The sequence below is a fragment of the Streptomyces sp. NPDC088147 genome (genome assembly GCF_044741565.1).
Classification (GTDB): Bacteria; Actinomycetota; Actinomycetes; order Streptomycetales; family Streptomycetaceae; genus Streptomyces.
The window spans coordinates 1-26,509 of record NZ_JBIUSY010000007.1; the positions used below are offsets into that span (position 1 = coordinate 1).

Sequence of the window (26,509 nt, forward strand, 5' to 3'; positions counted from 1 at the left end):
GCCCGCAGGTTTCGGTTTCTGTTTCCTCCCAACAAGCCCCCTCTCAGTCGGATTATTCCCCCCCCCCCCCCCCCGCCCCGGCGGGCGGCCCCCCCCCCCCCCCCCCCCCCCACCACCGGAAGGGGTGAATGCACGTAACTTTCCCGTACCGGTAGCGTTCTGTCGCGCTACGGAACAGACCGGCTACACGGCGTCAGTCCATGGCCACGCCCCCGGCGGGCGCGCGGAGGGCTCTCCGGGCCGCGCGGCGGGCCGCGGCGAGCGCCGGAATCGAGCGTCGGCCGCACCGCCCGGGATCGAGCGGCCCCACCCCGCGTGCGATGTCAACGCGGCGCGGGGGCGTTCATGAGACGGGCATCTCAACAGACGGGCATCTCACCTACTGGGAAAGACCCAGGGGTTCGGCTTGCACGTGATCCCCTCGATGTCCAGCGACTTCGTCTGCTGCTGCATCACCGGCGCGAGCGACCCGGGCGTGCGGCAGCTCACGTGATTGTGTCCGAGACGGTGTCCGACCTCGTGGTTGATCAGCATCTGCCGGTAGCTGAACATCGCCTTGTCACCGAAGGTCTTCGCGCCCTGCGCCCAGCGGAAGGCGTTGATCATGACGCGGTCGGTCGAGGCCGAGTCGCAGGACACATTGTCGATGGTCGTGTCCAGGCCGGACTTGGCGCACCAGACGCCGGTGGTCCCCGGACTCGCCAGCGTGATCACGAAGTCGGCCTCGCCGCTGGAGATCCGTTCGAAGGTCATGGCGCCGTTGTGGGCCCAGCTCCGGTCGTCGTTCAGGGTCTTCTGGACGGCGTCGGCGAAGAGCCCGCCGTCCAGCCCGAGCCCCTTCTCGACGTCCACGCGGTAGCGGAACTTCTGCCCCTTGCCGGGCGCCTTGGCGAGACCAGGTACGGCGGTGAAGTCGCCCGAGGCCGTCAGCTCCGGATCGAGCGGGAACTGTCGTGTCATCAGCTGCGCGTAGGTGGCGGCCGGGGCGGACGCACCGGCCGCGGACCGCGAGGGGGTGGGCCGGCCCTCGGAGCGCGAGGTGTCCTCGGCCTCGACGGCGCGCTCGGCGCCGTCGGCGGACCGCGCGTCGGCCGTTCTCGTCCCGCCTTCGGTGACCTGCCCGGCCACGACGACCGCGAGGACGGTGGTCACCGCCGCCGCGGCGATGCCGGTGAGCGCACGTCCCTTGCCGCCTCTGGCGGGCTCCGCCGGGTCCTGCTCGGTGTCCCCGCCGCCGGGGCCGTCGGCGCCGCCGTCCCGGTCACCGGTGGGCTGCGGGCCGGGCGCGCCGTCCTCCGAGACGGCGGTACGGGAGGACGGGGCACGGAAGGCGTCGAACGCGTCGTCGTCGAACGCCTCGATGAACTCGCGCCGCGGTCCCGGGATACGCGGAGCCGCGGGCGCCGGAGCGGCGGGGGACGACGGCGTGGGCGCCGAAGTCCCGGGCGTACGCGGCTGCTTGGGCGGGGACGCGTCGCGCCGCGCCGTGTCGGCGGACTCGGTGGGGTGACGCGTATCACCGTGGTGCCGCTCACCGCCCCAGCCGCCGCCGGCCTCACGCTGCTCGGGGTGACCGCCGCGCACCTGCGGCACGCCGTGCGCGGGGGTGGCGTGCGCGGGTCCGCCGTGCTGCTGCTCCGCGTCCGCGTCCCGGCCCTCCGCGCCCCGGCCTTCCGCGGCGCGCCTGCGCCAACTCCTGCCGGATCCGGCCTGTGCCGGGTCGGGTTCCTCCGCCGCGACCGCGGCCGTGGACCGCGCGCCCTGGGGTACAGGGCCCTTGCGGCTGTGTCGTCCCACGCCCCGGATCAGCTCCTGTCGTAGTCATCGATGAGTTCCCGGCACGCCTGCGCGACCTGCCGGGGGTACTCCATCATGGCAACATGTCCGGCCTCGGGGAGGGTAAGCAGCCGGGAACCGCGGAAAGCGGCCGACGCCCTGCGGGCCATACGGTACGAAACGAGCTGATCCCGCCCGCCGTAGACGAGCAGCGTCGGCGCCAGCACCCGTTCGGCCTGCCGCCACAACCCGTGTTGACCACCCAGGGTGTACGCGTTGACGATACCGCGCGCCGAGTTGGCCATCGCGTCCCAGAAATACGGCAGTTGGAGCCGGCGCTCCATCTCCCGCACGGCGTGGCGCAGATCCTCCTCGCGGACCGACGAGGGATCGCCGTAGGTCAGCCCCATCGAGCCGCGGGTGCGCTGCTCCGGCGTCCAGTCCCGGGTGAGCCGGCCGAACAGCGAGGCGACACCGGGCACCGCGAGGAGCGCGGTCGGCAACGCGGTGCGCTGCACCCGGATCTCCGGCAGCGCGGGCGAGATCAGCGTCAGGGTCCGCACCAGATCGGGCCGGGCAGCGGCGACGCGCGTGACGACGGCGCCGCCGAGGGAGTTGCCGAGGAGATGCACGGGGCCGCGCCTCCCCGCGTCCAACAGCCGGATCACCGCACGGGCATGGCCGGTGATGGAGTAATTGCCGTTGTCCGGCGGCGGCGAGTCCCCGAACCCGGGCAGATCGACGGCCTCGCCGTCGACGATGTCCTCCAGGAACGGCATCAGCGCCGACCAGTTCTGCGAGGAGCCGCCGAGCCCGTGCACATACAGCGCGGGCGGCGCGCCGGCCCGGGACGCGGGCCGCGCTCGTACGGTCAGCGTCAGTCCCGGCAGCGCGACGGAACGGAGCCGCTCCCCGTCCGCGACCCGTACGGGACTCACCTTCGGCGCCACGGCGGCGGCAATGGTTTCCGGCAGCTCGGTCGACGACATGCCGCAATGTTACGAGACGATCACGCCCCGGCCCGTGTGTTCGCGATCACAGGCCGCATGGCGCCGCGCGTCCCCCGCTTCCAGAGCAGGCGGGAGTCCGAGGACAGGGCCTAGGCTCTAAGGAGAGCGCTGGGAGAGAGAGGGCACGCCATGGCGGTTGACCCCACGGATCCCGAAACCTTCGAGACGGACGGCGAGGACGGGACGGCCGAGCTGGACGAGGAGGTCCCCGAGGCCGACGCCGCGGAACAGCACACGGACGTACGGCCCGGGGGCGACGAACCCCTGACACGTATCGACCCGGACAGGGCGGACGAAGCGGACGCGGCCGATCAGGCGCGGGCGGTCGGGACCGACGAGGACGACGACTACCGTCCGTGACCGGGCGGTCGGGCTCGTGCCGCAAAGGCCCTGGTACGCCCGCCGGACGTGACCGGGCGCCAAAAAAACAGGTCCTCACCACGCACAGCCGGGTTACCCAAAAGTACGATGGCCAGGCGGCGCACAGCGCGCACGGAACGAATTTTTGGGAGGCGGCGTGACAGCCATAGAGCAGACAGAGGCGGCGCGCCCGCGAGGCACGCGCCTGCCGCGTCGCGCCCGACGCAATCAGCTGCTGGGCGCGGCTCAGGAAGTGTTCGTCGCACAGGGCTATCACGCGGCCGCGATGGACGACATCGCCGAGCGGGCCGGTGTCAGCAAGCCCGTCCTCTACCAGCACTTCCCCGGAAAGCTGGAGCTCTATCTCGCCCTGCTCGACCAGCACTGCGAGAGCCTGCTCCAGGCGGTCCGTACAGCGCTCGCGTCCACGACGGACAACAAGCTGCGCGTCGAGGCCACGATGGACGCGTACTTCGCCTATGTCGAGGACGAGGGCGGCGCGTTCCGCCTGGTCTTCGAGTCGGATCTGACGAACGAGCCCGCGGTCCGCGAGCGCGTCGACCGGGTCGCGCTCCAGTGCGCGGAGGCCATCTCCGACGTGATCGCCGAGGACACCGGGCTCTCCAAGGAGGAGTCCATGCTGCTGGCCGTGGGGCTCGGCGGCGTCTCCCAGGTGGTGGCGCGCTACTGGCTCTCCAGCGAGTCCGCGATCCCCCGCGATCAGGCGGTCCAGCTCCTCACCTCGCTGGCCTGGCGCGGGATCGCCGGCTTCCCGCTGCACGGCAGTGAGCAGCACTGAACGACGGGTGTTCGCTGCGGGCGTTCCCCGCGGCGTCTTCCGGATGGTCGCTCCGGGCTAATGTGTGCTGCGTACCGCGCGGCTGGCCGCGCAACGCAGACCGTTCGGAGGGACATAGCCGTGGAGGTCAAGATCGGCGTGCAGCACACGCCCCGCGAGATCGTTCTGGAGAGCGGGCAGACCGCCCAGGAGGTCGAGCGCGCCGTCGCCGACGCGCTGGCCGGCAAGGCGCAGCTGCTCAGTCTCACGGACGACAAGGGGCGCAAGGTGCTCGTACCGGCCGAGCGGATCGCGTACGTGGAGATCGGTGAGCCGGCCACACGACGCGTCGGTTTCGGCGCTCTGTAGTCACGCGCACTCGTGCACGGAACGGCCCGGCGGGACACCCCCGCCGGGCCGCTCCGCTGTCCGTCCGCCGTCCGTTCCCCTGTCCCCTCCCCGGTCTGTTACCCGTGAGTTCCGCTATGCGCGTAGCCGCCCTCTCCCGGGGGTCTGTCGAGGGTTGCGTTCCGTGCACTCCGGGTAGTGACGTGCTGGGCCCAAGGCCCTGACCACATGTCACTCCCGGCGTCGTGAGGTGATCAGCAGTGATCTGGGAAGTTCTCGGATCGGTCCTGCTCGGACTCGGTCTTTCGTGGGCGGCCGCCAGCCGGCTCTCCCACCGGCTCCCGGCTCACCGGACGGTGTTCACGGCCGGCCCGGTCGGCGCGCTCGTCGGCGCCTATGTGACGCATATGGCGCTGGGCGCGGGCCATGTTCTCGCGACGCTCGTCGGTGCGCTGCTGGTGGGAGCGGTGCTGCTGTCGCTGCTGCTCCGCCCCACGCGTCGCGGGCTGCGCCGGCCCCAGACGTCCACCCCCTGAGCCGTTCCCCGGAGGGGCCGCCGGTCAGGCGGCCGGCCCGGGGAATCAGGCGGTCGGCCCGGGGGATCGAACGGCCCGTCCGAGGGGGATCAGGCGGCCAGCCCGAGGGCGGCCATCCGCTTGGTGTGCGCCTCGGTGATCCGGGAGAACATCCGGCCGACCTCCGCGAGATCGAACCCGTCCGCCACCCCGCCCACGAGCATCGTGGAGAGCGCGTCGCGCTCGGCCACGACCCGCTGCGCCTGTGAGAGCGCCTCGCCCATCAGCCGGCGCGCCCAGAGCGCCAGACGCCCGCCGACCCGCGGCTCCGCCTCGATCGCGGCGCGGACCTTCTCCACGGCGAAGTTGCCGTGTCCCGTGTCGTCCAGTACGGCGAGCACCAGCGCGCGGGTGTCGGTGTCCAGCCGCGCGGCCACCTCGCGGTAGAAGTCGCTGGCGATCGAGTCGCCCACGTACGCCTTGACGAGGCCCTCCAGCCAGTCCGACGGCGCGGTGAGGCGGTGGAAGTCGTCGAGCGCCTTCGCGAACGGCTCCATCGCACCGGTCGGCTCGGCGTCGATCGCCCGCAGCTGGTCGTTCAGCCGCTCGAAGTGGTGGAATTCGGCGGCGGCCATTTTCGCCAGGGCCGCCTTGTCGGCGAGGGTCGGCGCGAGCTTGGCGTCCTCGGCGAGCCGCTCGAAGGCCGCCAGCTCCCCATAGGCGAGCGCTCCCAGCAGATCCACGACCGCGGCGCGGTACTGCGGCTCGGCGGAGGCCGTGTCCCAGTCCTGGGCGGCGATCCCGGTGGGTTCCTCGGCTGCGGATGCGGGCGTGGTGGCGGTGTCGGGCGTCTCCATGGACCGCACAATAGCCCGCTCTTCGCGCCGCGTAAGGGCCTGGTCAGACACCGTGGTCACACCGATCCGACGAATTCGCCCAACACACATGCGCGATTCCGGGGTACAGTGGTAATGCGCCTGCCGAATATTCGGCGGGCGATCGCAGTGTTAGACAGTGTTTGAACGAGGGTAGTCCCTCGTGCAGGCCCCATGAGGATGCCCGGTCGGTGGCCCGATCGGCTCCGACCCGACCGCCCTCCGCGCGGATCGTACGCACAGCAGCGTACGGCCGCAGATGAGGGGCCCCCTCAGCGGTTCGAGCGCTCGAGCGACGGCAGTGGTCCCGCGCCATCCGGCCAATCCACGGCCGGCCGAGTACCCAGGTGCGGTACGACCCCCAGCGTTCGCCTCGCGCCGCGTCTCACAGAAGAGGCAGCACCCTGACTACGACTTTCCGAGACCTCGGAATCCTCCCCGAGACAGCCGAAGCGCTAGAAGCCGTCGGCATCCTGTCTCCGTTCCCCATCCAAGAGATGACGCTCCCCGTCGCGCTTTCCGGCAAGGACGTCATCGGACAGGCCAAGACCGGCACGGGCAAGACGCTCGGCTTCGGTCTGCCGCTCCTGGAGCGCGTCACGGTCCCCGCGGACGTCGAGTCCGGCCGGGCCGTGCCCGAGAAGCTCACCAACGCCCCGCAGGCGCTCGTCGTCGTCCCCACCCGCGAGCTGTGCACGCAGGTCACCAACGACCTGCTGACGGCCGGCAAGGTGCGGAACGTCCGGGTCCTGGCGATCTACGGCGGCCGGGCCTACGAGCCGCAGGTCGAGGCCCTCAAGAAGGGCGTCGATGTGATTGTCGGCACCCCGGGCCGGCTGCTCGACCTGGCGGGCCAGAAGAAGCTCGATCTCTCCCATGTGCGCGCGCTCGTCCTGGACGAGGCCGACGAGATGCTCGACCTGGGCTTCCTGCCCGACGTCGAGAAGATCATCCAGCTGCTGCCGCCCAAGCGGCAGACGATGCTGTTCTCCGCGACGATGCCGGGCGCGGTCATCGGCCTCGCCCGCCGGTACATGTCGCAGCCCACGCACATCAGCGCCACCTCGCCGGACGACGCGGGCGCGACGGTCGCCAACACGACGCAGCGCGTCTACCGCGCCCACTCCATGGACAAGCCGGAGATGGTCGCCCGCATCCTCCAGTCCGAGGGCCGCGGCCTGGCGATGATCTTCTGCCGTACGAAGCGCACGGCCGCCGACATCGCGGACCAGCTCGCCCAGCGCGGCTTCGCCTCCGGCGCGGTCCACGGCGACCTGGGCCAGGGCGCCCGCGAGCAGGCGCTGCGCGCCTTCCGCAACGGCAAGGTCGACGTCCTCGTCTGCACCGATGTCGCCGCGCGCGGTATCGACGTCGAGGGCGTGACGCACGTCATCAACTACCAGTCGCCGGAGGAGGAGAAGACCTACCTCCACCGCATCGGCCGCACGGGCCGGGCGGGCGCGTCCGGTACCGCCGTCACGCTCGTCGACTGGGACGACATCCCGCGCTGGCAGCTGATCAACAAGGCGCTGGACCTCGGCTTCCCGGACCCGCCGGAGACGTACTCCACGTCCCCGCACCTGTTCGAGGAGCTGAACATCCCCGCCGGGACCAAGGGCGTCCTGCCGCGCGCGGAGCGTACGCGCGCGGGTCTGTCGGCCGAGCAGGTCGAGGACCTCGGCGAGACGGGCGGTCGCGGCCGCAAGTCCGCCGCTCCCGCGGCAGCGGCGGCGGTACGGGAAGAGCGCCCGGCCCGTACGCGCACACCGCGCCAGCGCCGCCGTACCCGCGGCGGGACCCCGCTGGAGGCCGCCGCGACGGTGGCGGCGCCGCTGCCCCCGAGCGCCGAGCCGCAGTTCCAGACCGCGGAGCCGCAGTTCCAGACCGCCGTGCCGATGGACGTGCCCGCGAGCGTGGAGCGGCCCGCCGAGGCGCGTACCCCGCGCCGTCGCCGGCGTACCCGCTCCGGAGCCGGGTCAGGGGCCGTGTCCGGGGCACCGGCCGTGGAGACCACGGCGGATCCGGTCGTTTCCGAGCCGGTCGCCGCGGAGTCCGTCGTCGCGGAGCCCGTCCTTCCCGAGCCGGAGGCGGAGCCCGTGGCCAAGCCGCGCCGCCGCCGTACCCGGGCCGCGAAGCCCGCGGCCGACACGGCCGCGACGGTGGAGGCCGCCGCGGTGACGGAGCCGGCCGACGCCCCCGAGGCGCCGGTCGCCGAGACCAAGCCGCGCCGCCGTACCCGCGTCGCCAAGCCCGTGGCCGAGGCCGCGGAGCCGGTGGCGGCGGAGCCGGTGGACGGCACGGCCGAGGCCCCCGTCGCGGAGACCAAGCCCCGTCGCCGTACCCGCGTCGCCAAGCCGGCCGCCGAGGCCGTCGAGGCCGCCGCGACCGCGGAGGCACCCGAAGCGGAGGGGGAGGCGCTGCCCAAGCCGCGCCGCCGCCGTACGCGCACGACAGCGGCGAAGACCGAGAGCTGACGTACGCGCGCACCACAGCCGGATGGCCCGACGCCCCCAGAGGGGGGTGCCGGGCCATCGGCTTTCCGAGGCGCGGTTAGCCTCTTCGCATGAGTCGGCCGCCCACGTTCGTCCCGCCTTCCTGTGCCCGCGCCCGTACGCTCGCGACCCGCCGCGGGCCCTTCGCCACGCTCGACGCGAGGCCGGCCGGGGAGCCGCGCGGCACCGCGCTGATGCTCCCCGGGTTCACCGGGAGCAAGGAGGACTTCATCGCGCTGCTGGAGCCCCTCACGGACGCCGGCTACCGGGTCGTCTGCGTGGACGGCCGCGGCCAGTACGAGACCGCGGGCCCGGAGACCGAGGACGGCTACGCGCAGAGCGAGCTGGCCGCCGACGTCCTGGCGCAGACCGAGGCGCTCGGCTCCCCCGTACATCTGGTCGGGCACTCGCTCGGCGGTCTGATCGCCCGTGCCGCCGTGCTGCTCGACCCCGGCCCGTTCGTCACGCTGACGCTGCTGTCCTCCGGGCCCGCGCGGGTCACCCAGGTCCAGCGGGAGCGGGCCGAGCTGCTCAGCGGGGCGCTCAGGGCCATGACGATGGGGCAGGTCTGGGAGATCATGCGCTCGATGGATCCCCCCGAGGAGACCGCCATCGACGGGGAGGATCTGCGCAGGCGCTGGCTCCTCACCCAGCCGGCCCAGCTGATCGCCACCGGCCGGCAGCTGAGCGTGGAGCCGGACCGGGTGGACGAGCTGGCCGCCGTACGCCCTCTCCCCAAGCATGTGATGTCCGGCGAGCGGGACGACACCTGGCCGGTGCCGCTGCTGGACGAGATGGCCGTGCGCCTCGGCGCCCGCCGGACGGTCATCGAGGGCGCCCAGCACTCGCCCAACACCGACCGGCCGCGGGAGACCGCCGCCGCGCTCAGGGACTTCTGGGACGCCCAGGGCCGACTCACGGTCTGACCCCGCTCACCGCGACCCCCACGGCCGACCGCCGGGCTGGAGAGGCCGGACCGGACTGTCAGTACTGCGACTGCAAGTGGTGCCAGAAGCCGTCCCGCAGCGACCGGCGCAGTATCGCGTGGCCCCGTAGCGACCGCTGGAGCAGCTTCTCCGCCTCGATCAGCAGGTCCTGGTCCACCGGGCCCGGCAGATACGGGTGGCCCGGCAGCAGCTCGGCCATGGCTTCCCGGCCGCGCTCCGCCAGCCAGGTCGCGGCGATCTGCGCGCCGATGAACCGCACCTGGTCGCGGGAGGGCGGCGGCTCACCCTCGTGCTCGTAGGTGGTGACCGGGCGGCGGGTGACATACGGCTTGCAGAAGTCCAGGTCGAAGGTGCGCTGGCTGTCGACCTCCCACAGCAGCGGCTCGGCCTGATTGCGGCCCTCGCCCGCCTCGATGCCCCAGAGGTGCACGCGCGCGCCGTACCCCTGCGCCGCCTCGACGGCCGACACCAGGTCCTCGTCGCCGCCGACCAGCGCCGCGTCACTGATGGCGCGGTGCCGGGCGAGCGATTCGAGATCCGTGCGGATCAGGGAATCGACGCCCTTCTGCTGATTGTTGGCGTTCAGATTGCCCAGCCTGACCTTGACGTCGGGCAGTTCGGCGATGGACTGCTGCTCCGAGGTGTGGATGCGGCGTCGGGCGCCGTCGTACCAGTACACGCGGAGCAGCCGGCTGTCCGCGAAGATGATCCGGGCCTTGTCGATGAAGGCCTCGATGAGCCCTTCGGCGTCCAGATCGAAGGCGCGCCGGTCCTCGGTGCCCGCCACCAGCAATCCGGCCGCAGCATAGACGTAACCGGCGTCGACGAAGATGGCATGTGTGGACGGGGTCTTGGCGACTTCGGCGAGCATGCGCTGGAGCAGCTCGTTGGTGCGCTCCAGACGGGCGCCGATGTCGGCGATCTCTGGGTTGATCTCTGCCTCGCTCATACACCGTTCATTCTCTGCGGACGCGACGGTACCCGCCAGAAGTTAGTCATCCGAAAATTTTCCTTAGCGTAGGGAATGTTTGCAGTGGGCAAGCCGTTGCATCTGGATGTAACTGCCGACGGCTCAGTCCGTCACCCCATAGTTCTCCAGCAGGAGGATCAGACGAAGGGAGAAGCCTTGCGCTTCGAAATCATGCGACTCGACGATGTTGACGGCTCCGCTGTCGACAGCACCGTTGTGGACGCCGCCTCCGTCAATCGGATCGTGCAGCAGGCCGCCGCGATGGGCCAGCGCATCTATATCCGCCCGGCCGAAACCTCGGCCTCGTAACCCCGTATCCCTTCGCGACGCGTACGACAGCGACCGACCGCGAACCGACGAAGCGCCCCTGTACGGATCACTCGTACGGGGGCGCTGCCCATGTCAGGCGCCCTGGATCACCTGGGTGACGCCATTGATGATCTGCTGAACGGCGATGGCCGAAAGCATCATCCCGGCCAGCCGGGTCACCAGCACCACTCCCCCGTCCTTGATCAGCCGGATGATCAGCAGCGAGTAGCGCATCGTCAGCCAGAGCACGACATGCATCGCGACGATCGCCGCCCAGACCGAGATCCGCGCCGAGGTGCCCTCGGCGTGCTGGACGGCGAGGATGACGGACACGATCGCGCCGGGTCCCGCGAGCAGCGGCATGCCCAGGGGGACGAGCGCGACATTGACGTCCTTCGTCTGCTTCGGCTCATCGGTCTTGCCGGTCAGCAGATCCAGCGCGATGAGCAGCAGGAGCAGCCCGCCGGCGATCATCAGCGCCGGTACGGAGACATGCAGATAGTCCAGGATCTGCTGGCCCAGCAGCCCGAAGACGGTGATCACCCCGAAGGCGACGGCCACCGCCTGCCAGGCCATGGCGCGCTGGACCTTGGCGGGCCTGCCGGAGGTGAGGGCGAGGAAGATCGGGGTGATCCCGGGAGGGTCCATGATCACGAAGAGTGTGAGAAAGAGGGAGCCGAAGACGGCGAAGTCGAACACAGTGAGGGCCTTGCGGGACGTAGAGACGGGAGGCGCGGGAACGGACGCGCGCGGAGGCGCGACGAGGTGAGGGCGCGACCGTGCCATGAGGAAGCGGCACGGGGAAGCGCTGCGGAGAAGCGGTACGGGAAAGGGGAAGCGGTACGGAGACGGCGCGGTACGGAGACGGCGCGCGGTACGGCCGGACTTACGCGCGTCCGCCCGCACCCGGCACCGGGAAGGCGCCGGAGGCCCGCCGGGTGATCTCGCCGTAGATCTCCGGGTCGGTGGTACAGCCGCCGAGTTCCACGGACTTGCGGCTGCCGTGGTAGTCGCTGGATCCGGTGGGCAGCAGGCCGAGTTCGGCGGCCAGTCCGCGCAGCCGGGCCCGGGTCGGTTCGTCGTGGTCCATGTGGTCGACCTCGATGCCGTCGAGACCGGCGTCGGCGAACCGGACGATGGCGGACTCGGGCACGACGCGGCCCCGCTTGGCGGCCAGCGGATGCGCGAACACGGTGACCCCTCCGGCGGCCTTGACCATGCGGATCGCCTCGAAGGGGTCGAGTTCGTGCTTCTCGGCGTACGCGCGTCCGCCGTCCGCGAGCCAGTCCGCGGTGAAGGCGTCGGAGACGGTCTCGACGACGCCGAGTTCGACGAGGGCGGTGGCGATGTGCGGACGGCCGAGCGAGGCGTCGCCCGCGATGCGCGACACCTGTTCCCACGTGATGGGGACGCCCAGCTCCTGGAGCTTGCGGACCATCGTCCGCGCGCGCGGGACGCGGTCGTCCCGTACCAGCTCGCGCTCGGCCAGCAGCTCCGGCTCGTCCGGGTCGAAGAGATACGCCAGCATGTGCAGGCTGATGCCGTCGAGCCGGCAGGAGAGCTCCGCACCGGTGACGAGGGTGAGGTCCCGGCCGAGTGCCGGGAGCGCGGCGATCGCCTCGGCGTGGCCGCGGGTGGTGTCGTGGTCGGTCAGCGCGACGACGTCGAGCCCGGCGGCGGCCGCGTTGCGCACCAGCTCGGCGGGGGTGTCCGTACCGTCCGAGGCCGTGGAGTGGGTGTGCAGATCGATGCGCACGGCGCGTCACTCCGGAGGTTCGGCGCGGACAGGGGGACGGTCAAGGATAACGGCACGCGGGGGCGGCCCAGGACGCGCCGGGCGCGCACGCGGGCCGGGACGGGCGGAGCCAGGAGGGTGGCCCTGACGGACTGATACCGCGATGCTGACCTCAGGCCCCTCGGGGGGAGTCACAGAGGCTCACGGGCGGTCGGTGGCTCAGGAGAGCAGCCGGGGCGACAGCGCTCCGCAGGGCAGCAGCTCCATCTCCGCGCCCACGTCCCGCAGATCGGTCAGCACCACCTCGTCGTAGAGCAGCAGCCCCGACTGTTCGGGCCAGACGATCGCCCACAGCCACAGGCCGAGCGCCTCGCCCGCGAAGACCGCGCGGTCCTCCGGGGCGTCCGCGACATGCCAGAGCGGGGTGGGCCGGCCGGCCGCGAGCACCTTGGTCGGCGGTGGCTTGTCGACGCATATGGCGGGGCCCGGGTCCGGGCCGGCGATCCCCGCGTAGCGCGCGCCGAGTCCGACGCCCAGCTCCTCGGCGACGAGCAGCAGCTCCCCCATTCCGCCGAGCGGCCCCGGTCCCGAGCAGGCGACGGCGGTGGCACGGCCCCCGCTGCGGTCGTCGCCCGCGTACGCCACGCCGGTGAAGAGCCAGCCGACCGGCAGCGGCCAGGGCATCCACACCGGCACCTGGGCACGGTGCACCACGACACCGAGGGCTTCGACGCTGGGCGGTATCACGGGCTGTAGCGGATGCACCGTGCCATGTACATCGCACTGCCAGGAGTCGGCGAAGAGGCCGGGCGCCCTGACTCGGCCACCGCACTTCGGGCAACTGGGTTCGCCCCTCATAGCGCCCCACGGTCCTCCCCGGCCGACGCCGCGTCAAGGACGATCACCCGTCCGGTCAGAGTCCGAGCACGGAGAGATAGATGTAACTTGCACTTATTAGCTTACCTAACTTATTGTCTGCCTATTGCATCGATCCAGCGGGAGAGTGGAGGCACGCCTCATGCGCGGAGAGGATCCGTTCGACGAGGGAGACGGGGGCGCGGGCGGCCTGCTGCGTCAGCCGAAGGCCGTCTGGGCCACGGCGGGCGCGTCGGTCGTGGCCTTCATGGGGATCGGCCTGGTGGACCCGATCCTGCCGTCCATCGCCAAGGGCCTGGCGGCGACCCCGAGCCAGGTCTCGCTGCTCTTCACCTCGTACTTCCTGATCACCGCGGTCGCCATGCTCCTCACGGGCTGGGTCTCCAGCCGCATCGGGGGCCGCAAGACCCTGCTCGCCGGTCTGGCGCTCGTCGTGGTCTTCGCGGCCCTGTCGGGCACGTCGTCGTCGGTGACCGAACTGGTCGGCTTCCGGGCCGGCTGGGGGCTCGGCAACGCCCTCTTCGTCTCGACCGCGCTCGCCGTGATCGTCGGCGCGGCGGCCGGGGGCAGCGCGGCGGCGATCCTGCTGTACGAGTCGGCGCTCGGCCTCGGTATGGCCTGCGGACCGCTGCTCGGCGCGCTGCTCGGCGACGCCAGCTGGCGCTATCCGTTCTTCGGCACCGCGGCCCTGATGGCCATCGGCTTCGTCTGCATCACGGCGTTCCTCAAGGAACAGCCCAGGCCCGCGCGCAGGACGTCGCTGCTCGATCCGGTCAGGGCCCTGGGGCACGGCGGGCTCGCGTCCGCGGCGGCCTCGGCGTTCTTCTACAACTACGCGTTCTTCACGGTGCTGGCCTTCACGCCGTTCGTGCTGAACATGACCCCGTACGCGTCGGGGGCCGTCTTCTTCGCCTGGGGGCTGCTGCTCGCGGTCTTCTCGGTACTGGTGGCGCCCCGGCTCCAGCGGCGCTTCGGCTCGCTCCAGGTGCTGGGCGGCTCACTCGTGCTGCTCGCCGTCGATCTGCTGGTGCTCGGATACGGGAACCACACCGTGGCCGTCGTCGGCACGATCGTCTCCGGCGCCTTCATCGGCCTGAACAACACCGTCTTCACCGAACTGGCGCTGGGGGTCTCCGACGCGCCCCGGCCGGTGGCGAGCGCGGGCTACAACTTCGTCCGCTGGTTCGCCGCGGCGGCGGCGCCCTTCCTCGCACCGAAGATCGAGGAGTGGAGCGACGTCCACATCCCGTTCGTGGTCGCCGCGCTCGCGGCCGTCGTGGGAGCGGTCATCGTGGGCGTACGGCGCGGCGCGCTGAGCCAGAATGCCGAGGAGCTGCGGCCCGCGCACGCCACGGAGGACGGCGTCACGGTCTTCGCCGACTGAAGCCGCTGACCGGCTGACCGGCCGACCGGCCGACGGGCTGACGGGCTGACGGGCTGACCGGCCGACCGGCCGACGGGCTGACGGGCTGACGGGCTGACCGGCCGACCGGCTGGCCGGCGCGGCTCCTCAGTCCAGGGGCACGGAGGCGCGCAGCGGGTCGCGCAGGTCCGTGCCCCGCGCGAGCCAGCGCTCCTCCAGCTCCCGCGCGCCCCTGACCCGCTTCCACGCCGCCTCATTGGGCGTCATCGGGAGCAGCGGCAGAAACCGCACCGGCTCCAGCGGCGCGTCCAGCTCAAGATCCGTCACCAGCCCGCCCGGCTCACCGACCAGTACGGAGCTGAAGGGCGCCCCCGGCCACAGCGGCTCACCGAGGTCGAGCGAGCTGCCCGGGGCCACGACCACGCCCTCGACCTGCGGAGACGCGGCCAGCACGGCCAGCGGGCGAAGGACCTGATCGGTATCGGCGAGCCCGGCGCGCACCGACAGGACGAGTTCGGCGCGCGGTCCCTTCACGGGGTCGGCGAGCAGCGCCGACGGGTCGGCCATCGGCTGCGCCGACATCCCGAGCGTGGCGTAGCGCACCACACCGGAGCCGCCCTGGGAGTCCACGAAGCGCAGCACCTCGAAGCGGTCCGTCCCGAGAAACGTCACCGCGGCGCGCGCGTCCGGCTCGCCGAGTGCCGTGCGGAGCCGGGCCTCGACCAGATCAAGAATTTCTCCCATCCGGCGAGCATAGATCCCGTAAGGATTGGGCAAGGGTCAGAGTTGGCCCTCAGTGTGCTGATAGTCTTGGCCGCTGGTAGGGACAGCACGCAGAAGCGTTGCTCTCTTGTCCCGACGACGTCATCCCCTACGGGGGACCGGCCGGAGGAGGTGGGGCTGCGGTGGATCGAAGTCACCCGGCCAGTACCAACCGCTCTTCCGTACGGACCTCGTGTCCGGTGATCTGACGCCCCGTCCCCCGGGCCCACGGCATATCGCACGACGGAAGAGCACGTCTCTCAGTACTTGAGCAGTGCCTGAGCTGTATCTGAGCAGTGCCTGAGCAGTATCTGACTCTCTGCCTGTCTGTAGCGAACGCCGTCACCGCGACCCTCCGGTGCCGCCCGCTTTGCGGACGTACGCATCACGTCCCCATTCCGGGCTGTGCCACGCCTCGCCGACGGCCTCTCCGTGAAGGAGCCCGCCATGTCGATGATCCGTGACCTGCGCGCAGCGGTCCGTCCGTCCCTGCGCAAGACCAAGCCCGTGTACGGGAAGTACGACACGTACGACGCCACCCGTGACCCCTCCGCGTCGAGCGCGGTCGTCGACTGCGCGGTCTACCGCGACGGCCGGCGGGTCACCGAGAACCCCTGCGTCACCCCGCACGAGGCGATGCTGCGGGTGCGCGAGGGCGGCGGCTTCGCCTGGATCGGCCTGCACGAGCCGACGGAGGAGGAATTCGCCGGTATCGCGGCCGAGTTCGGGCTGCACCCGCTGGCGGTGGAGGACGCCGTGCACGCGCACCAGCGGCCCAAGCTGGAGCGGTACGACGACACCCTGTTCACCGTCTTCAAGACCATCCACTACGTGGAGCACACCCAGCTGACCGCGACCAGCGAGGTCGTCGACACCGGCGAGGTCATGTGCTTCACCGGCCGGGACTTCGTGATCACCGTCCGGCACGGCGGCAAGGGCTCGCTGCGCGCGCTGCGCCACCGGCTGGAGAGCGACGCCGAACTGCTCACCAAAGGGCCCTCCGCCGTACTGCACTCCATCGCGGACCATGTCGTCGACGGATACGTCGCGGTGGCGGCGGCCGTGCAGGACGACATCGACGAGGTCGAGATCGATGTGTTCTCGGCACCGGAGAAAGGCAGCTCGCGCGGCGCGGACGCCGGGCGGATCTACCAGCTCAAGCGCGAGGTGCTGGAGTTCAAGCGGGCCGTCTCCCCGCTGCTGCGGCCGATGCAGCTGCTGAGCGAGCGGCCGATGCGGCTGGTCGACCCGGACATCCAGAAGTACTTCCGCGATGTCGCCGACCATCTGGCCCGGGTGCACGAGCAGGTCATCGGCTTCGACGAGCTGCTGAACTCGATCCTCCAGGCGAATCTGGCGCAGGCGACGGTCGCGCAGAACGAGGACATGCGCAAGATCACGTCCTGGGCGGCGATCATCGCCGTACCGACGGCCGTGTGCGGGATCTACGGCATGAACTTCGAGCACATGCCGGAGCTGGGCTGGAAGTACGGCTATCCCATGGTGCTCGCCGCGATCGCCACCATCTGTCTGACGATCCACCGCACCCTGAAGCGGAACGGCTGGCTCTGAGGGCTGTCCCGCCACCGGGTAGGCCCTGCCGCCGAGTACGTCCCGCCGCCGATGTCCTGTCGCCGAGTACGTCCTGTCCGGCCGCCGTCCCGGCGGCTGGATAGGCTGCGGGCATGACAGAAGCAGACCTCGGGCCCGACCTCGGACAGGTCCTCGTCGAAGAGGCCACGAAGAAGTCCGGCCTCATCTGGGTGCGCGGCTCGGGTCCCGACCGCGCGCTGTGGCACGTATGGCACGAGGGCGCGGCGCTGCTGGTCGGGGACGGCCCCGGGGAGCAGCCTCTGCCGGGGCTCGCGGACGGCTCGGTGGCCGAGGTGACCGTACGGAGCAAGGACAAGGGCGGCCGGCTCGTCGCCTGGACGGCGGCCGTCGTGGAGCTGGCGCCGCACTCTGAGGGCTGGGAGACGGCCGTCGCCGAGCTCAAGGGCAAGCGGCTGAACGCGCCCGACGCCGAGGTGATGACGGACCGTTGGGCGCGTGAGTGCCGGGTGCTGCGGCTGACGCCCCAGGACGCGATCACCGATCTGCCGGACTCCTCGCTGGCGGCGGCGCCGCTGCCGACCGGCGCGACGACCCGTCAGCCCCTGCCGGCCTCGCTCGGACGGCTCCTCCTCAAGCGCGACAAGGGCAAAGGCACTGGCAAGGGCGAAGGCACAGGCAAGGGCAAGCGGAGTTAGTCGCTGGTGGCCGGGAGCCGGCTGCCGTAGTCGACGGTCTCGCCCTTGGCCGGCGCCGCCAGTTCGAAGTCACGGCCCCAGTCGGCGAGCGAGAGCGTCCCCGCGCCGCCCGCGCGCACCAGTTGCAGCGGGTACGGTGCGCCCTCCAGCGAGACGTCCAGCGTCCCGCCGTCGCCCTCGCCGCCGTTGATCTTGATGGTCTTCACGCCGCCGATCCGGTCGCGGTCGCCCTTGTTCAGCTTGCCGTGCAGCGTCAGTATCCCGGCGAGCAGCACCTTCATGTCCGTGAAGCCGCTCAGCTGTTCGTACGAGGGGTCGTCCTCCGGGACCTTCACATACTTGTCCTGGAGCTTGTCCGCGGCCTCGGCGTCCGAAGCGCTGGGCTTGGCGCTCTCCTTGCCGCCGTCGCCGTCGCCGCCCTCATCGTCCGCGTGGTTCCAGAAACCGGCGTCGGCCTTCAGGAAGAGCGCGTCCTCGATGCGCAGCAGCTGGAAGGTGCTGTTCTTCGACGTGACGGTGCCCGTCCCGCCGTTCGCCTTGAGCCGCATGTTGAGCTTGTAGGTCTCCCCTTGCGTGACCAGCGTGCCGGCGAGCCTGACCGCGCCCGCCGCGTTCGCCGCGGTCTGCGCCTTTCTCTCGATCTCGGTGGCGGAGAGCTTGCCGACCCCGTTCGTACCCTCGTCCGGATCCTCACCGCATGCCGTGAGAACCGCGGCCAGCCCCACGCAGAACGCGACGGGGAGAGCGACCCTGCGGGCACGGCCGGACGACAGGAGAACGGTCACAGACGCACTGCCTCTCAAACGCAGCTGGGGATGGCAGACCGCAGCGTACCCGGGCCGGAGATACCTCTCGACAGAGACCGCACAGACATCGTAGGAAGGCTGTACGGACGGATCCGTCAGGGCGTACCGCAGCGGTACGGGCTAGCCTGAACCCGTTATCCCGCTGGATAGAAGGACAACCGCGGACGAAGGAGGCGCTGGGAAATGGCGGCAGGCGCCCCCCGGATCTTTGTCTCGCACCTCGCCGGTGTGGCCGTCTTCGATCCCGTCGGCGACCAGGTGGGCCGGGTCCGCGATCTCGTGGCGATGCTGCGGGTCGGCGGCCGTCCGCCGCGGCTGCTCGGGCTGGTCGTCGAGGTGCTCAGCCGGCGCCGGATCTTTCTGCCCATGACCCGGGTGACCGGGGTGGAGTCCGGCCAGGTGATCACCACGGGCGTGCTCAACGTACGCCGCTTCGAGCAGCGGCCCACCGAGCGCCTCGTCCTCGGCGAGCTGCTGGACCGCCGCGTGCGGCTCGTGGAGAGCGGCGAGGAGGTGACGGTCCTCGATGTCGCCGTCCGTCAGCTGCCGGCCCGCCGTGACTGGGAGATCGACAAGGTCTTCGTACGGCGTGGCAGGAAGGGCGGCGCCCTGCGGCGGCGCGGGGAGACCCTGACCGTCGACTGGTCCGCGATCACCGGCTTCTCGCTGGAGGAGGAGGGGCAGGGCGCGGAGAGCCTTGTCGCCACCTTCGAGACCCTGCGCCCGGTCGATCTCGCCAATGTGCTGCACCATCTGACCCCGAAGCGGCGGGGCGAGGTGGCCGTCGCCCTCGATGACGACCGGCTCGCGGATGTCATGGAGGAGCTGCCCGAGGACGACCAGGTGGAGATCCTCGGCAAGCTCAAGGAGGAGCGCGCGGCCGATGTCCTGGAGGCCATGGACCCGGACGACGCGGCCGACCTCCTCTCCGAGCTGCCCGAGAACGACAAGGAGCGGCTGCTCACGCTGATGCGGCCGGACGACGCCGCCGATGTGCGGCGGCTGATGGCGTACGAGGAGCGCACGGCGGGCGGTCTGATGACGACCGACCCGATCGTGCTGCGGCCCGACGCGACGGTGGCGGAGGCGCTGGCCCGGGTACGGCTCCCCGACCTCTCCCCCGCGCTCGCGGCGCAGATCTATGTCTGCCGGCCGCCGGACGAGACGCCGACGGGCAAGTACCTGGGCACGGTGCACTTCCAGCGGCTGCTGCGGGATCCGCCGTACACGCTGGTCAGCTCGATCGTCGACAGCGATCTGCCGCCGCTCGCGCCCGACACCCCGCTGCCCGCGATCACCAGCCATCTCGCGGCGTACAACATGGTCTCGGCGCCGGTGGTGGACGAGGGCGGGTCGCTGCTCGGCGCCGTGACCGTCGACGACGTGCTCGATCACCTGCTGCCCGACGACTGGCGGGAGACCGGCTACCACGGCATGGAAGAGGCGGCCCGTGGTGAGTGAGCGCCCCGACAGGGAGCCCGGCCGGGAGCGCGCGAGGACCAGCTCGGGGGCCGGGTCGACCGCGCTGATGCGGGGTGGCCGGGTCAGGCTCGATCAGCCCGCCCCGCCGCGGCGCCGGCTGCTGCCCGAGTACGACCCCGAGGCCTTCGGGGTGCTTTCGGAGCGTATCGCCCGCTTTCTGGGGACAGGCCGCTTCATCGTCTGGATGACGCTGATCATCATCGTCTGGCTCGTCTGGAACGTCACCGCCCCGCGTGAACTGCGCTTCGACCCGTACCCGTTCATCTTTCTGACGCTGATGCTCTCCCTCCAGGCGTCGTACGCCGCGCCCCTGATCCTGCTGGCGCAGAACCGCCAGGACGACCGGGACCGGGTCACACAGGAGCAGGAACGCAAGCAGAACGAGCGCTCGATCGCCGACACCGAGTACCTGACGCGCGAGATCGCGGCGCTGCGGATCGGCCTCGGCGAGGTCGCCACCCGCGACTGGATCCGGTCGGAGCTCCAGGATCTGATGCGGGACATGACGGAGCAGCACGCGCCGCCCCGGGCGGAACCCGGGCGTGAGGAACCCGACCGCTGACGGGCTTTCCCGAGCCGGTACGGACCGCCGTACCATCTCGGTATGGCTACCGATACGTACGGAACCGCCGTCCCCGCGGAAGAAGCGGTGCGCGAAGCGCTGGCGACGGTGAACGACCCCGAGATCCACCGGCCGATCACCGACCTCGGCATGGTCAAATCGGTGGACATCGGTCCGGACGGAGCGGTGACCGTCACGGTCTATCTGACGGTTTCCGGCTGCCCGATGCGCGACACGATCACCCGGAACGTGACCGAAGCGGTCGCCCGGGTCGCGGGGGTCACGCGGGTGGACGTCACGCTGGACGTGATGGGCGACGAGCAGCGGCGCGAGCTGGCGGCCTCGCTGCGCGGCGGCACCGCCGAGCGCGAGGTGCCCTTCGCCCAGCCGGGCTCCCTGACCCGGGTGTACGCGGTGGCGTCGGGCAAGGGCGGTGTCGGCAAGTCCTCGGTGACGGTCAACCTGGCCGCCGCGATGGCGGCCGACGGGCTGAAGGTCGGTGTGGTCGACGCGGACATCTACGGGCACAGCGTGCCGCGGATGCTCGGCGCGGACGGCAAGCCCACGCAGGTCGAGAACATGATCATGCCGCCGTCGGCGAACGGCGTGAAGGTGATCTCCATCGGGATGTTCACCCCGGGCAACTCGCCGGTCGTCTGGCGCGGTCCGATGCTCCACCGCGCGCTCCAGCAGTTCCTCGCGGACGTCTACTGGGGCGATCTGGACGTGCTGCTGCTCGACCTGCCGCCGGGGACAGGCGATATCGCGATCTCGGTGGCGCAGCTCGTGCCGAACGCCGAGATCCTGGTGGTCACCACCCCGCAGCAGGCCGCGGCCGAGGTCGCCGAGCGGGCCGGCTCCATCGCCGTACAGACCCATCAGAAGATCGTCGGCGTGGTCGAGAACATGTCGGGCCTGCCCTGTCCGCACTGCGACGAGATGATCGACGTCTTCGGCACCGGCGGCGGCAAGCTGGTCGCCGAGGGGCTGACGAAGACGACGGGCGCCGAGGTGCCGGTGCTGGGCGCGATCCCGATCGACGTACGGCTGCGGGAGGGCGGCGACGAGGGCAAGCCCATCGTGCTCTCCGACCCCGACTCACCGGCCGCCGCCGCCCTGCGCGGGATCGCGAGCAAGCTGGGCGGCCGGCAGCGCGGTCTGTCGGGCATGTCGCTGGGGATCACCCCGCGCAACAAGTTCTGAGACGGGCCGGGACGACGGCGCGCCACCTCGGCAGCGTCAACGGGTAAGGGGCGACCGCCCATTGCGGCCGCCCCTTACCCGTCTCCTAGGACGCGTACGTCCTGATGTCCTCGATCACCGAGAAGCCGAGGCCGTAGGCGCTCATCCCGCGCCCGTACGCCCCCAGGTGCACCCCGCGGCGCGTCGAACCGGCCAGCACCCAGCCGAACTCGGACTCGCGGTAGTGGAACGGCGTCGGCTCCGCGTCGACGGGCAGCGAGAGCGTCGTCCAGTCGGGTCCGTCGAGATCGTCGGCCAGCTCGAACGCGGCCTCCGTCTGCTGCTCCAGCCAGTTGTCGCGCAGCGAGTGGTCCAGCTGCGGGGGCCAGGTGAACGCCAGCAGCGCCGAACCGGCCAGCCAGGCCGCCGAGGAGGCCGTGGTGGCGTCCAGGTGCCCGGTACCGTCACCGGTGCGCCGTTCGGGGCTCGTGGCCACCGTCACGACCACCGCGAAGCGTTCCCTGTCGGCGGCCGGAGCCTCCGGTCTTATCGACGGCTCTTCACCATGGCCCGTGGCGCCGTGCCGTACCGTTCCGTCGGCCGTCGCGCCGACCTGCATGAGCCAGCGCGGCCCGGTGAAGGCGTCATCCAGTCCGTACCAGGGAAAAGGCGCCCGCAGATAGCCCTCGACCGAACGCAGGGCGGCTGCCCCGCCCCCGGCCTTGGCTGAGCTGGCCGCGTCCCGCGTACCCGCCCGACTCGTCGTCTCCATCTGCCGGCGCCTCCTCGATCGTGAGCGTTACGGAGCGGCCCGCCCCCGACGGGCGCCCCACTACCGAACACTTGGAGGATAGCCACCAGGTCCCGACCCGATGGGATTGATCGTACTCAGGTGGCGTCTGCGTCGAAGGGCGGACGTTCGGGCCGAGTGGCCTTTTCCGGCTTCTTGAGCAGGTCGGGAATGGTGGAGGCGCCGGTCGCGGACGACCCGATCGCAGCGGAGCCATTCGGGGAGACCGGCGTCGCGGAGGTGTCCGCCTCGGACACGCTTTCGTGACCGTTCACCGCGTCCGCGACCTCGTTCATCTCCTTGCGGAGGTCGAAGCTGCTGCGGATCTCCTTCAGCCCCAGATCGTCGTTGTCCATCAGCTGCTTGCGGACGAACGTCTTGGGGTTGAGGTCCTCGAACTCGAAGTCCTTGAACTCGGGACCCAGCTCGGAGCGGATGTCCTCCTTGGCGCTCTCGGAGAACGCGCGGACCTTCCGTATGAAGCCGGAGACGTCCTGGATGACCTTGGGCAGCTTCTCGGGACCGAAGACGATCACGGCGAGAACCGCGATCGCGATCACCTCAAGGGCGCCAATGTCATTGAACACGTGCTGCTCCTCGGGGTGGGTCGAAGGTCGGGCGAGGTCCGGGCCGCTCCACGGTACCTGCCGGAACTGTCCGGGCGGTACCTTCCGGTGGCCGTCAGGTGCCGTCTGCGGAGCCGAGAGTCAACTTCATGGTCCGCTCTTTACCTCCGCGGTCCAGTGTCAGCTCCAGCTGGTCGCCGGGACGGTGGGCGCGGATCTTGACGATCAGCTCCTCACCGCTGTGCACCCGCTGGCCGTTCACCTCCGTGATGACGTCCCCCGCCTTGATGCCGGCCTTGGCGCCGGGCCCGCCCGCGGTCACCCCGGGACCGCCGTCGGCACCCTTGGCGCCGACCTTGGCGCCGTCGCCCGCGTACTCCATGTCGAGGCTGACGCCGATCACCGGGTGCGTGGCCTTCCCGGTGTTGATCAGCTCCTCGGCGACGCGCTTGCCCTGGTTGATCGGTATCGCGAAGCCGAGGCCGATCGAGCCCGACTGGCCGCCGGTGAGACCGGTGCCGCTGTCCGCGGCGCGGATCGCGCTGTTGATGCCGATGACCCGGGCGCGGGTGTCCACCAGCGGGCCGCCGGAGTTGCCGGGGTTGATCGGGGCGTCCGTCTGGAGCGCGTCGACATAACTGACGTCGCTGCCGTCGCCCTTCTCGCCGCCCGCGGTGATGGGGCGCTGCTTGGCGCTGATGATCCCGGAGGTCACCGTGTTGGACAGGTCGAAGGGGGCGCCGATGGCCACCACCGGATCGCCGACCTGGACGCTGTCGGAGTTCCCCAGCGGCAGCGGCTCCAGCCCGGAGACGCCGGTGACCTTGACGACGGCCAGGTCGTAGCCGCTGTCCTTGCCGACGAGCTTCGCCCTGGCGGTCTGGCCGTCGCTGAACGTGACGGATATCTCGCCGGAGGAGGAGGCCGGCTGGACGACATGGTTGTTCGTCAGGATGTGGCCCTGCCGGTCGAGGACGAAGCCCGTGCCGGTGCCCTGCTCATCACTGCCGCTGACATGCAGGGTGACGACGCTGGGCAGCGCCCTGGCCGCGATGCCCGCGACACTGTCGGGCGCGCGCCCGCCCGCTTCCGCGTCGGCCTGCGGGAGTTCGACGCTGGTGAAGCCGCCGTTGCGTTCGATGTACGCGCCGACCGCGCCGCCGAGGACACAGGCGGCGAGGACGAGCGCCCCGGCGGCGACGAGCCCGGCCCGCCGCAGGCCGCGCCGCTTGGGCGGCTCGCCGTACTGGGTCAGGGGCTGGGGGCCTGGCGCGTTCCAGGGGTCGTACCGGAGCCACTGCGAGGACTCGGGCCCGCCGGGCGCCTGGGCGTGTGGCTGGGGCGGGGGCAGAGGCTGGGGCCCCGGGACCGGGTGGTGGTGCGGCTGGGGGTGGTGCGGCTGCCCGTGCGGCTGCTGCGGGATCTGGACCTGCGGCGGCGCCGCGTGCGCGGCCGACGGCAGCGGCGTGCCGTGCGCGGGGGTGGGCGCGGGTCGCTGTACGGGCGGAGCGAGCGCCCAGGGGCCGGGCTCGCCGTAGGGCGGTGTGCTGTAGGCGTCGGGCTCGTGCAGCGGCCGCGGGCGCCCCTGAGGCGCCTGAGCCGCGTCGGCGGGCACGGGGGCCGGAGCCACGTCGGGAGGCCCGGGAACGGCGTCAGCGGGCACGGGGGCCGCGTCGGCGGGCGCCGGGGCCGGGTCGGCGGGTACGGGAGCCGGGTCGGCGGAGACCGGGGCCGGGTCCGCCACCGCTGACGGCTCGTCAGCGACAGGCGGCGACTGCGCCGTCACCTCGTCGCTCCGGGCCGGCGGCACCCCGGGCCCCTGCGGCACCGCGCCCTCGGCTGAGGGACGGCTCCACCACTTCGCCGTGGGTCCGGTCGGCTTCCCGTCGTCCATGCTCTCCCCGCAACTGCCGTTCCGCGCCCCGATGGGCACCCTGCCAAGGATTCAACCAGGTTTACGGTTTTCCGCGCAGGGGGCCGCCGGGCGGACGGGACTTCGAAGACTGGGCCTGGCGAGACTGGGCCTAGCGCCGGGCGGAAAGCGGCGTGCCGGGCAGCGTCGGGGCGGCCAGCCGGGTCGGATTGGGCGTGGCCGTGGGGCTGACCCCTGACGCCTCGTCGATCTGGAGGGCCGAGCCCGTGGGCCGGATCAGCAGCGCCGGGGACGGACTCACCAGGGCGCCCGGCGCGAACGGGCGCTCCGAGAGCGTCTGCGCCTGGAACATGCCGGGAGGGGCCGCGGGGGTCGGGCGGTCGGCGGACCGTGACAGCGCTCCGCTGCCGCCGCCCTGGCGCCGGGAGGACTCACCGCCGACGGCCGACGGGCCCGCGGTGCCGGGGGCCCGCATGGGAGTCACGTTGTTGCCCGCGCCACCCCGGGGCAGGGCGTCGGCTGCCGTACCGAGCGGCATCGTCCCGCCGAGGGCCATCGCGGCGAACGACACCGCGCTGGCGGCGGCGAAGGCGAACCGCTTGCCGCGCCACGGCGACCGCTCGGCCTCCTGGCGTCCCACCTCGTGGATCCGGAAGCCGGAGCCGCTGGGCAGTACGGCGGCATGGGCGCCCGCCGGGACATAACCGAAGCCGTCGGTGCGGACGCCGAAAACGCCCTCACCAAAGCGCCCCCCGTCGAAGAGCCCTTTTCCGTTGTCGTCGTCACCGCCCCCGGATCCGGGAAGGCCGCCCGGCAGCCCCTGCAGTCTGGCGAGCAGACCGGCGGAGGGCGGCGGCGGAGCGGACTGGGCGAACACACTTTTCAGCCGGCGCTGGGCGTCGGCTTCCGCCTTGCACTTGGCACAGGTGGCGAGATGGGCCAGCACACGCTCGCGCGCGTCATGGTCCAGCTCTCCGTCCACCAGGGCGGCGAGTCTGTCCCCCAGATGCTGCTCGGCGGGGGTGGGGCTCGTGCCACTCACGCCGCTCCGCCCTCCCCGGCCACGCTCACGAAGGCGCGCTGCTCGGCCCTTGCCTCGGGGGAACGGTGCTGGAGAGCCTTGCGCAGATGCGAGCGCCCGCGGTGGATCCGGCTGCGCACGGTGCCGAGCTTGACTCCGAGCGTGGCCGCGATCTCCTCGTACGAGAGCCCCTCGATGTCGCAGAGCACCACGGCCGCGCGGAATTCGGGCGCGAGGGTGTCCAGCGCCTGCTGGACGTCCGCGTCGAAGTGCGTGTCGTGGAAGACCTGCTGCGGCGACGGCTCACGGCTGGGCAGCCGCTCCGCCGCGTCGTCACCGAGCGCGTCGAACCGGATCCGCTGCTTGCGGCGGACCATGTCGAGGAAGAGGTTGGTGGTGATGCGGTGCAGCCAGCCCTCGAACGTGCCGGGGGTGTAGGTCGACAGCGAGCGGAAGACTCTGACGAAGACTTCCTGGGTCAGGTCCTCGGCGTCGTGCTGGTTGCCCGTGAGGCGGTAGGCGAGGCGGTAGACACGTCCGCTGTGCGTGCTGACGATCTCCTCCCAGCTGGGAGGCGTCCACGCCTGCGATTCCGCATCCGATGCGAAGGTCGCGGTAACTGCGGAGTCGGTGGAGCGAGAACGGTCAGCGGTGTTGGTCACGGATTTCGGCTTGCCGGCCGACCTGAGAAAGCGCGTCAGCACTCCTCCCCGATCCACAGGCTCAGCCGCACCTCCCCTATCGGCTCTGGTGGTGTCCAGTGGAGCCCCTACCATAGCCACTCCGCCCGTTAGCTCCGGATAAGAATCTTTACGTCAAATTAGGCCCGGTCGCAGGTCTTGATCCGGGTGTTCCCCGCTTC

The 26,509-nt window shown here is 71.4% G+C and carries 27 protein-coding genes; 13 read left to right on the forward strand and 14 right to left on the reverse strand.

The features are described 5' to 3' along the window. Positions 1 to 375: 375 nt before the first annotated feature. A complete protein-coding gene (locus tag ACIOGX_RS23550) occupies positions 376 to 1,797 on the reverse strand; it encodes a DUF3152 domain-containing protein (RefSeq protein ID WP_401915931.1) in 1,422 nt (473 codons plus the stop codon). An 8-nt stretch (positions 1,798 to 1,805) separates the two neighbouring features. Next, entirely contained in the window at positions 1,806 to 2,765 is a 960-nt protein-coding gene (locus tag ACIOGX_RS23555; protein WP_401915933.1) for an alpha/beta fold hydrolase, read from the reverse strand. A 150-nt stretch (positions 2,766 to 2,915) separates the two neighbouring features. On the opposite strand from ACIOGX_RS23555, the gene ACIOGX_RS23560 reads away from it, so the two are divergent. The 4 genes from ACIOGX_RS23560 to ACIOGX_RS23575 all read left to right on the forward strand — a co-directional run bounded on the left by ACIOGX_RS23560 (position 2,916) and on the right by ACIOGX_RS23575 (position 4,808). Next, positions 2,916 to 3,146: a hypothetical protein gene (locus tag ACIOGX_RS23560; protein ID WP_129770470.1), complete on the forward strand. Its 231-nt coding sequence runs from the start codon at positions 2,916 to 2,918 to the stop codon at positions 3,144 to 3,146. Between the two features lie 157 nt (positions 3,147 to 3,303). Further along, positions 3,304 to 3,945 carry a TetR/AcrR family transcriptional regulator gene (locus ACIOGX_RS23565; protein ID WP_356514695.1) on the forward strand — a complete coding sequence of 214 codons (642 nt, stop codon included), beginning with the start codon at positions 3,304 to 3,306 and terminating at the stop codon, positions 3,943 to 3,945. A gap of 120 nt (positions 3,946 to 4,065) precedes the next feature. After that, on the forward strand, positions 4,066 to 4,293 hold the full coding sequence (locus ACIOGX_RS23570) for a DUF3107 domain-containing protein (RefSeq protein WP_030352887.1): 228 nt from the start codon (positions 4,066 to 4,068) through the stop codon (positions 4,291 to 4,293). Between the two features lie 239 nt (positions 4,294 to 4,532). After that, positions 4,533 to 4,808, forward strand: a complete 276-nt coding sequence (locus ACIOGX_RS23575) for a hypothetical protein (RefSeq protein WP_356514693.1) — start codon at positions 4,533 to 4,535, stop codon at positions 4,806 to 4,808. Between the two features lie 89 nt (positions 4,809 to 4,897). On the opposite strand, the gene ACIOGX_RS23580 is transcribed toward ACIOGX_RS23575, so the two are convergent. Beyond that, positions 4,898 to 5,644 carry a ferritin-like fold-containing protein gene (locus tag ACIOGX_RS23580; protein WP_401915938.1) on the reverse strand — a complete coding sequence of 249 codons (747 nt, stop codon included), beginning with the start codon at positions 5,642 to 5,644 and terminating at the stop codon, positions 4,898 to 4,900. Positions 5,645 to 6,159: 515 nt separating this feature from the next. Here ACIOGX_RS23580 and ACIOGX_RS23585 point away from each other — a divergent pair. Both ACIOGX_RS23585 and ACIOGX_RS23590 read left to right on the forward strand, forming a co-directional pair. After that, positions 6,160 to 8,136, forward strand: a complete 1,977-nt coding sequence (locus ACIOGX_RS23585) for a DEAD/DEAH box helicase (protein WP_401915941.1) — start codon at positions 6,160 to 6,162, stop codon at positions 8,134 to 8,136. Between the two features lie 89 nt (positions 8,137 to 8,225). Then, a complete protein-coding gene (locus ACIOGX_RS23590; RefSeq protein WP_401915944.1) occupies positions 8,226 to 9,080 on the forward strand; it encodes an alpha/beta fold hydrolase in 855 nt (284 codons plus the stop codon). Positions 9,081 to 9,138: 58 nt separating this feature from the next. On the opposite strand, the gene ACIOGX_RS23595 is transcribed toward ACIOGX_RS23590, so the two are convergent. Next, positions 9,139 to 10,050 (reverse strand): NYN domain-containing protein, encoded by a 912-nt coding sequence (locus ACIOGX_RS23595; RefSeq protein ID WP_129770475.1) that lies wholly within the window; start codon positions 10,048 to 10,050, stop codon positions 9,139 to 9,141. Between the two features lie 84 nt (positions 10,051 to 10,134). Here ACIOGX_RS23595 and ACIOGX_RS23600 point away from each other — a divergent pair, with 84 nt between their 5' ends. Beyond that, on the forward strand, positions 10,135 to 10,380 hold the full coding sequence (locus tag ACIOGX_RS23600; protein ID WP_129770476.1) for a hypothetical protein: 246 nt from the start codon (positions 10,135 to 10,137) through the stop codon (positions 10,378 to 10,380). A gap of 93 nt (positions 10,381 to 10,473) precedes the next feature. Here the strand turns inward: ACIOGX_RS23600 and ACIOGX_RS23605 are convergent, their stop codons facing one another. From ACIOGX_RS23605 to ACIOGX_RS23615, 3 genes are all read right to left on the reverse strand, one after another. Then, positions 10,474 to 11,079, reverse strand: a complete 606-nt coding sequence (locus tag ACIOGX_RS23605) for a MarC family protein (RefSeq protein ID WP_401915947.1) — start codon at positions 11,077 to 11,079, stop codon at positions 10,474 to 10,476. 187 nt (positions 11,080 to 11,266) lie between these two features. Beyond that, the gene (locus ACIOGX_RS23610) at positions 11,267 to 12,136 is read right to left on the reverse strand and encodes a PHP domain-containing protein (protein WP_356514685.1); all 870 of its coding nucleotides are present in this window, start codon (positions 12,134 to 12,136) and stop codon (positions 11,267 to 11,269) included. A 198-nt stretch (positions 12,137 to 12,334) separates the two neighbouring features. Next, entirely contained in the window at positions 12,335 to 12,973 is a 639-nt protein-coding gene (locus ACIOGX_RS23615) for a DUF6758 family protein (protein ID WP_356514683.1), read from the reverse strand. Between the two features lie 160 nt (positions 12,974 to 13,133). On the opposite strand from ACIOGX_RS23615, the gene ACIOGX_RS23620 reads away from it, so the two are divergent. Then, on the forward strand, positions 13,134 to 14,375 hold the full coding sequence (locus ACIOGX_RS23620) for an MFS transporter (RefSeq protein ID WP_401915950.1): 1,242 nt from the start codon (positions 13,134 to 13,136) through the stop codon (positions 14,373 to 14,375). A 126-nt stretch (positions 14,376 to 14,501) separates the two neighbouring features. On the opposite strand, the gene ACIOGX_RS23625 is transcribed toward ACIOGX_RS23620, so the two are convergent. Then, the gene (locus ACIOGX_RS23625) at positions 14,502 to 15,098 is read right to left on the reverse strand and encodes a suppressor of fused domain protein (RefSeq protein ID WP_401915952.1); all 597 of its coding nucleotides are present in this window, start codon (positions 15,096 to 15,098) and stop codon (positions 14,502 to 14,504) included. Positions 15,099 to 15,563: 465 nt separating this feature from the next. Between ACIOGX_RS23625 and ACIOGX_RS23630 the strand changes: the two genes are divergently transcribed. Beyond that, on the forward strand, positions 15,564 to 16,688 hold the full coding sequence (locus tag ACIOGX_RS23630) for a magnesium and cobalt transport protein CorA (RefSeq protein ID WP_129770482.1): 1,125 nt from the start codon (positions 15,564 to 15,566) through the stop codon (positions 16,686 to 16,688). Between the two features lie 113 nt (positions 16,689 to 16,801). Continuing rightward, on the forward strand, positions 16,802 to 17,365 hold the full coding sequence (locus ACIOGX_RS23635; protein ID WP_401915954.1) for a hypothetical protein: 564 nt from the start codon (positions 16,802 to 16,804) through the stop codon (positions 17,363 to 17,365). On the opposite strand, the gene ACIOGX_RS23640 is transcribed toward ACIOGX_RS23635, so the two are convergent. Beyond that, complete coding sequence (locus ACIOGX_RS23640; protein WP_129770484.1) at positions 17,362 to 18,150, reverse strand: hypothetical protein; 789 nt, start codon at positions 18,148 to 18,150, stop codon at positions 17,362 to 17,364. The genes ACIOGX_RS23635 and ACIOGX_RS23640 overlap by 4 nt on opposite strands. Positions 18,151 to 18,354: 204 nt before the next feature. On the opposite strand from ACIOGX_RS23640, the gene ACIOGX_RS23645 reads away from it, so the two are divergent. The 3 genes from ACIOGX_RS23645 (at position 18,355) to ACIOGX_RS23655 (ending at position 21,418) form a co-directional block, all read left to right on the forward strand. After that, positions 18,355 to 19,632, forward strand: coding sequence for a magnesium transporter MgtE N-terminal domain-containing protein (locus ACIOGX_RS23645; RefSeq protein ID WP_356514673.1), 1,278 nt, complete (start codon positions 18,355 to 18,357; stop codon positions 19,630 to 19,632). A gap of 67 nt (positions 19,633 to 19,699) precedes the next feature. Then, entirely contained in the window at positions 19,700 to 20,215 is a 516-nt protein-coding gene (locus tag ACIOGX_RS23650; RefSeq protein ID WP_356514733.1) for a DUF1003 domain-containing protein, read from the forward strand. A gap of 42 nt (positions 20,216 to 20,257) precedes the next feature. Beyond that, positions 20,258 to 21,418: an Mrp/NBP35 family ATP-binding protein gene (locus tag ACIOGX_RS23655; RefSeq protein ID WP_401915957.1), complete on the forward strand. Its 1,161-nt coding sequence runs from the start codon at positions 20,258 to 20,260 to the stop codon at positions 21,416 to 21,418. A gap of 85 nt (positions 21,419 to 21,503) precedes the next feature. On the opposite strand, the gene ACIOGX_RS23660 is transcribed toward ACIOGX_RS23655, so the two are convergent. The 5 genes from ACIOGX_RS23660 to sigE all read right to left on the reverse strand — a co-directional run bounded on the left by ACIOGX_RS23660 (position 21,504) and on the right by sigE (position 26,423). Continuing rightward, positions 21,504 to 22,169 carry a hypothetical protein gene (locus tag ACIOGX_RS23660; protein ID WP_356514669.1) on the reverse strand — a complete coding sequence of 222 codons (666 nt, stop codon included), beginning with the start codon at positions 22,167 to 22,169 and terminating at the stop codon, positions 21,504 to 21,506. Positions 22,170 to 22,285: 116 nt separating this feature from the next. Beyond that, the gene (locus tag ACIOGX_RS23665; protein ID WP_356514667.1) at positions 22,286 to 22,774 is read right to left on the reverse strand and encodes a sec-independent translocase; all 489 of its coding nucleotides are present in this window, start codon (positions 22,772 to 22,774) and stop codon (positions 22,286 to 22,288) included. Positions 22,775 to 22,868: 94 nt separating this feature from the next. Continuing rightward, positions 22,869 to 24,647 carry a trypsin-like peptidase domain-containing protein gene (locus ACIOGX_RS23670; RefSeq protein ID WP_401915961.1) on the reverse strand — a complete coding sequence of 593 codons (1,779 nt, stop codon included), beginning with the start codon at positions 24,645 to 24,647 and terminating at the stop codon, positions 22,869 to 22,871. Positions 24,648 to 24,777: 130 nt separating this feature from the next. Next, the gene (locus tag ACIOGX_RS23675) at positions 24,778 to 25,668 is read right to left on the reverse strand and encodes an anti-sigma factor family protein (protein ID WP_383971310.1); all 891 of its coding nucleotides are present in this window, start codon (positions 25,666 to 25,668) and stop codon (positions 24,778 to 24,780) included. After that, the gene (gene sigE / locus ACIOGX_RS23680) at positions 25,665 to 26,423 is read right to left on the reverse strand and encodes an RNA polymerase sigma factor SigE (protein ID WP_193564040.1); all 759 of its coding nucleotides are present in this window, start codon (positions 26,421 to 26,423) and stop codon (positions 25,665 to 25,667) included. Before sigE ends, ACIOGX_RS23675 begins: the two co-directional genes overlap by 4 nt. Positions 26,424 to 26,509 lie beyond the last annotated feature (86 nt).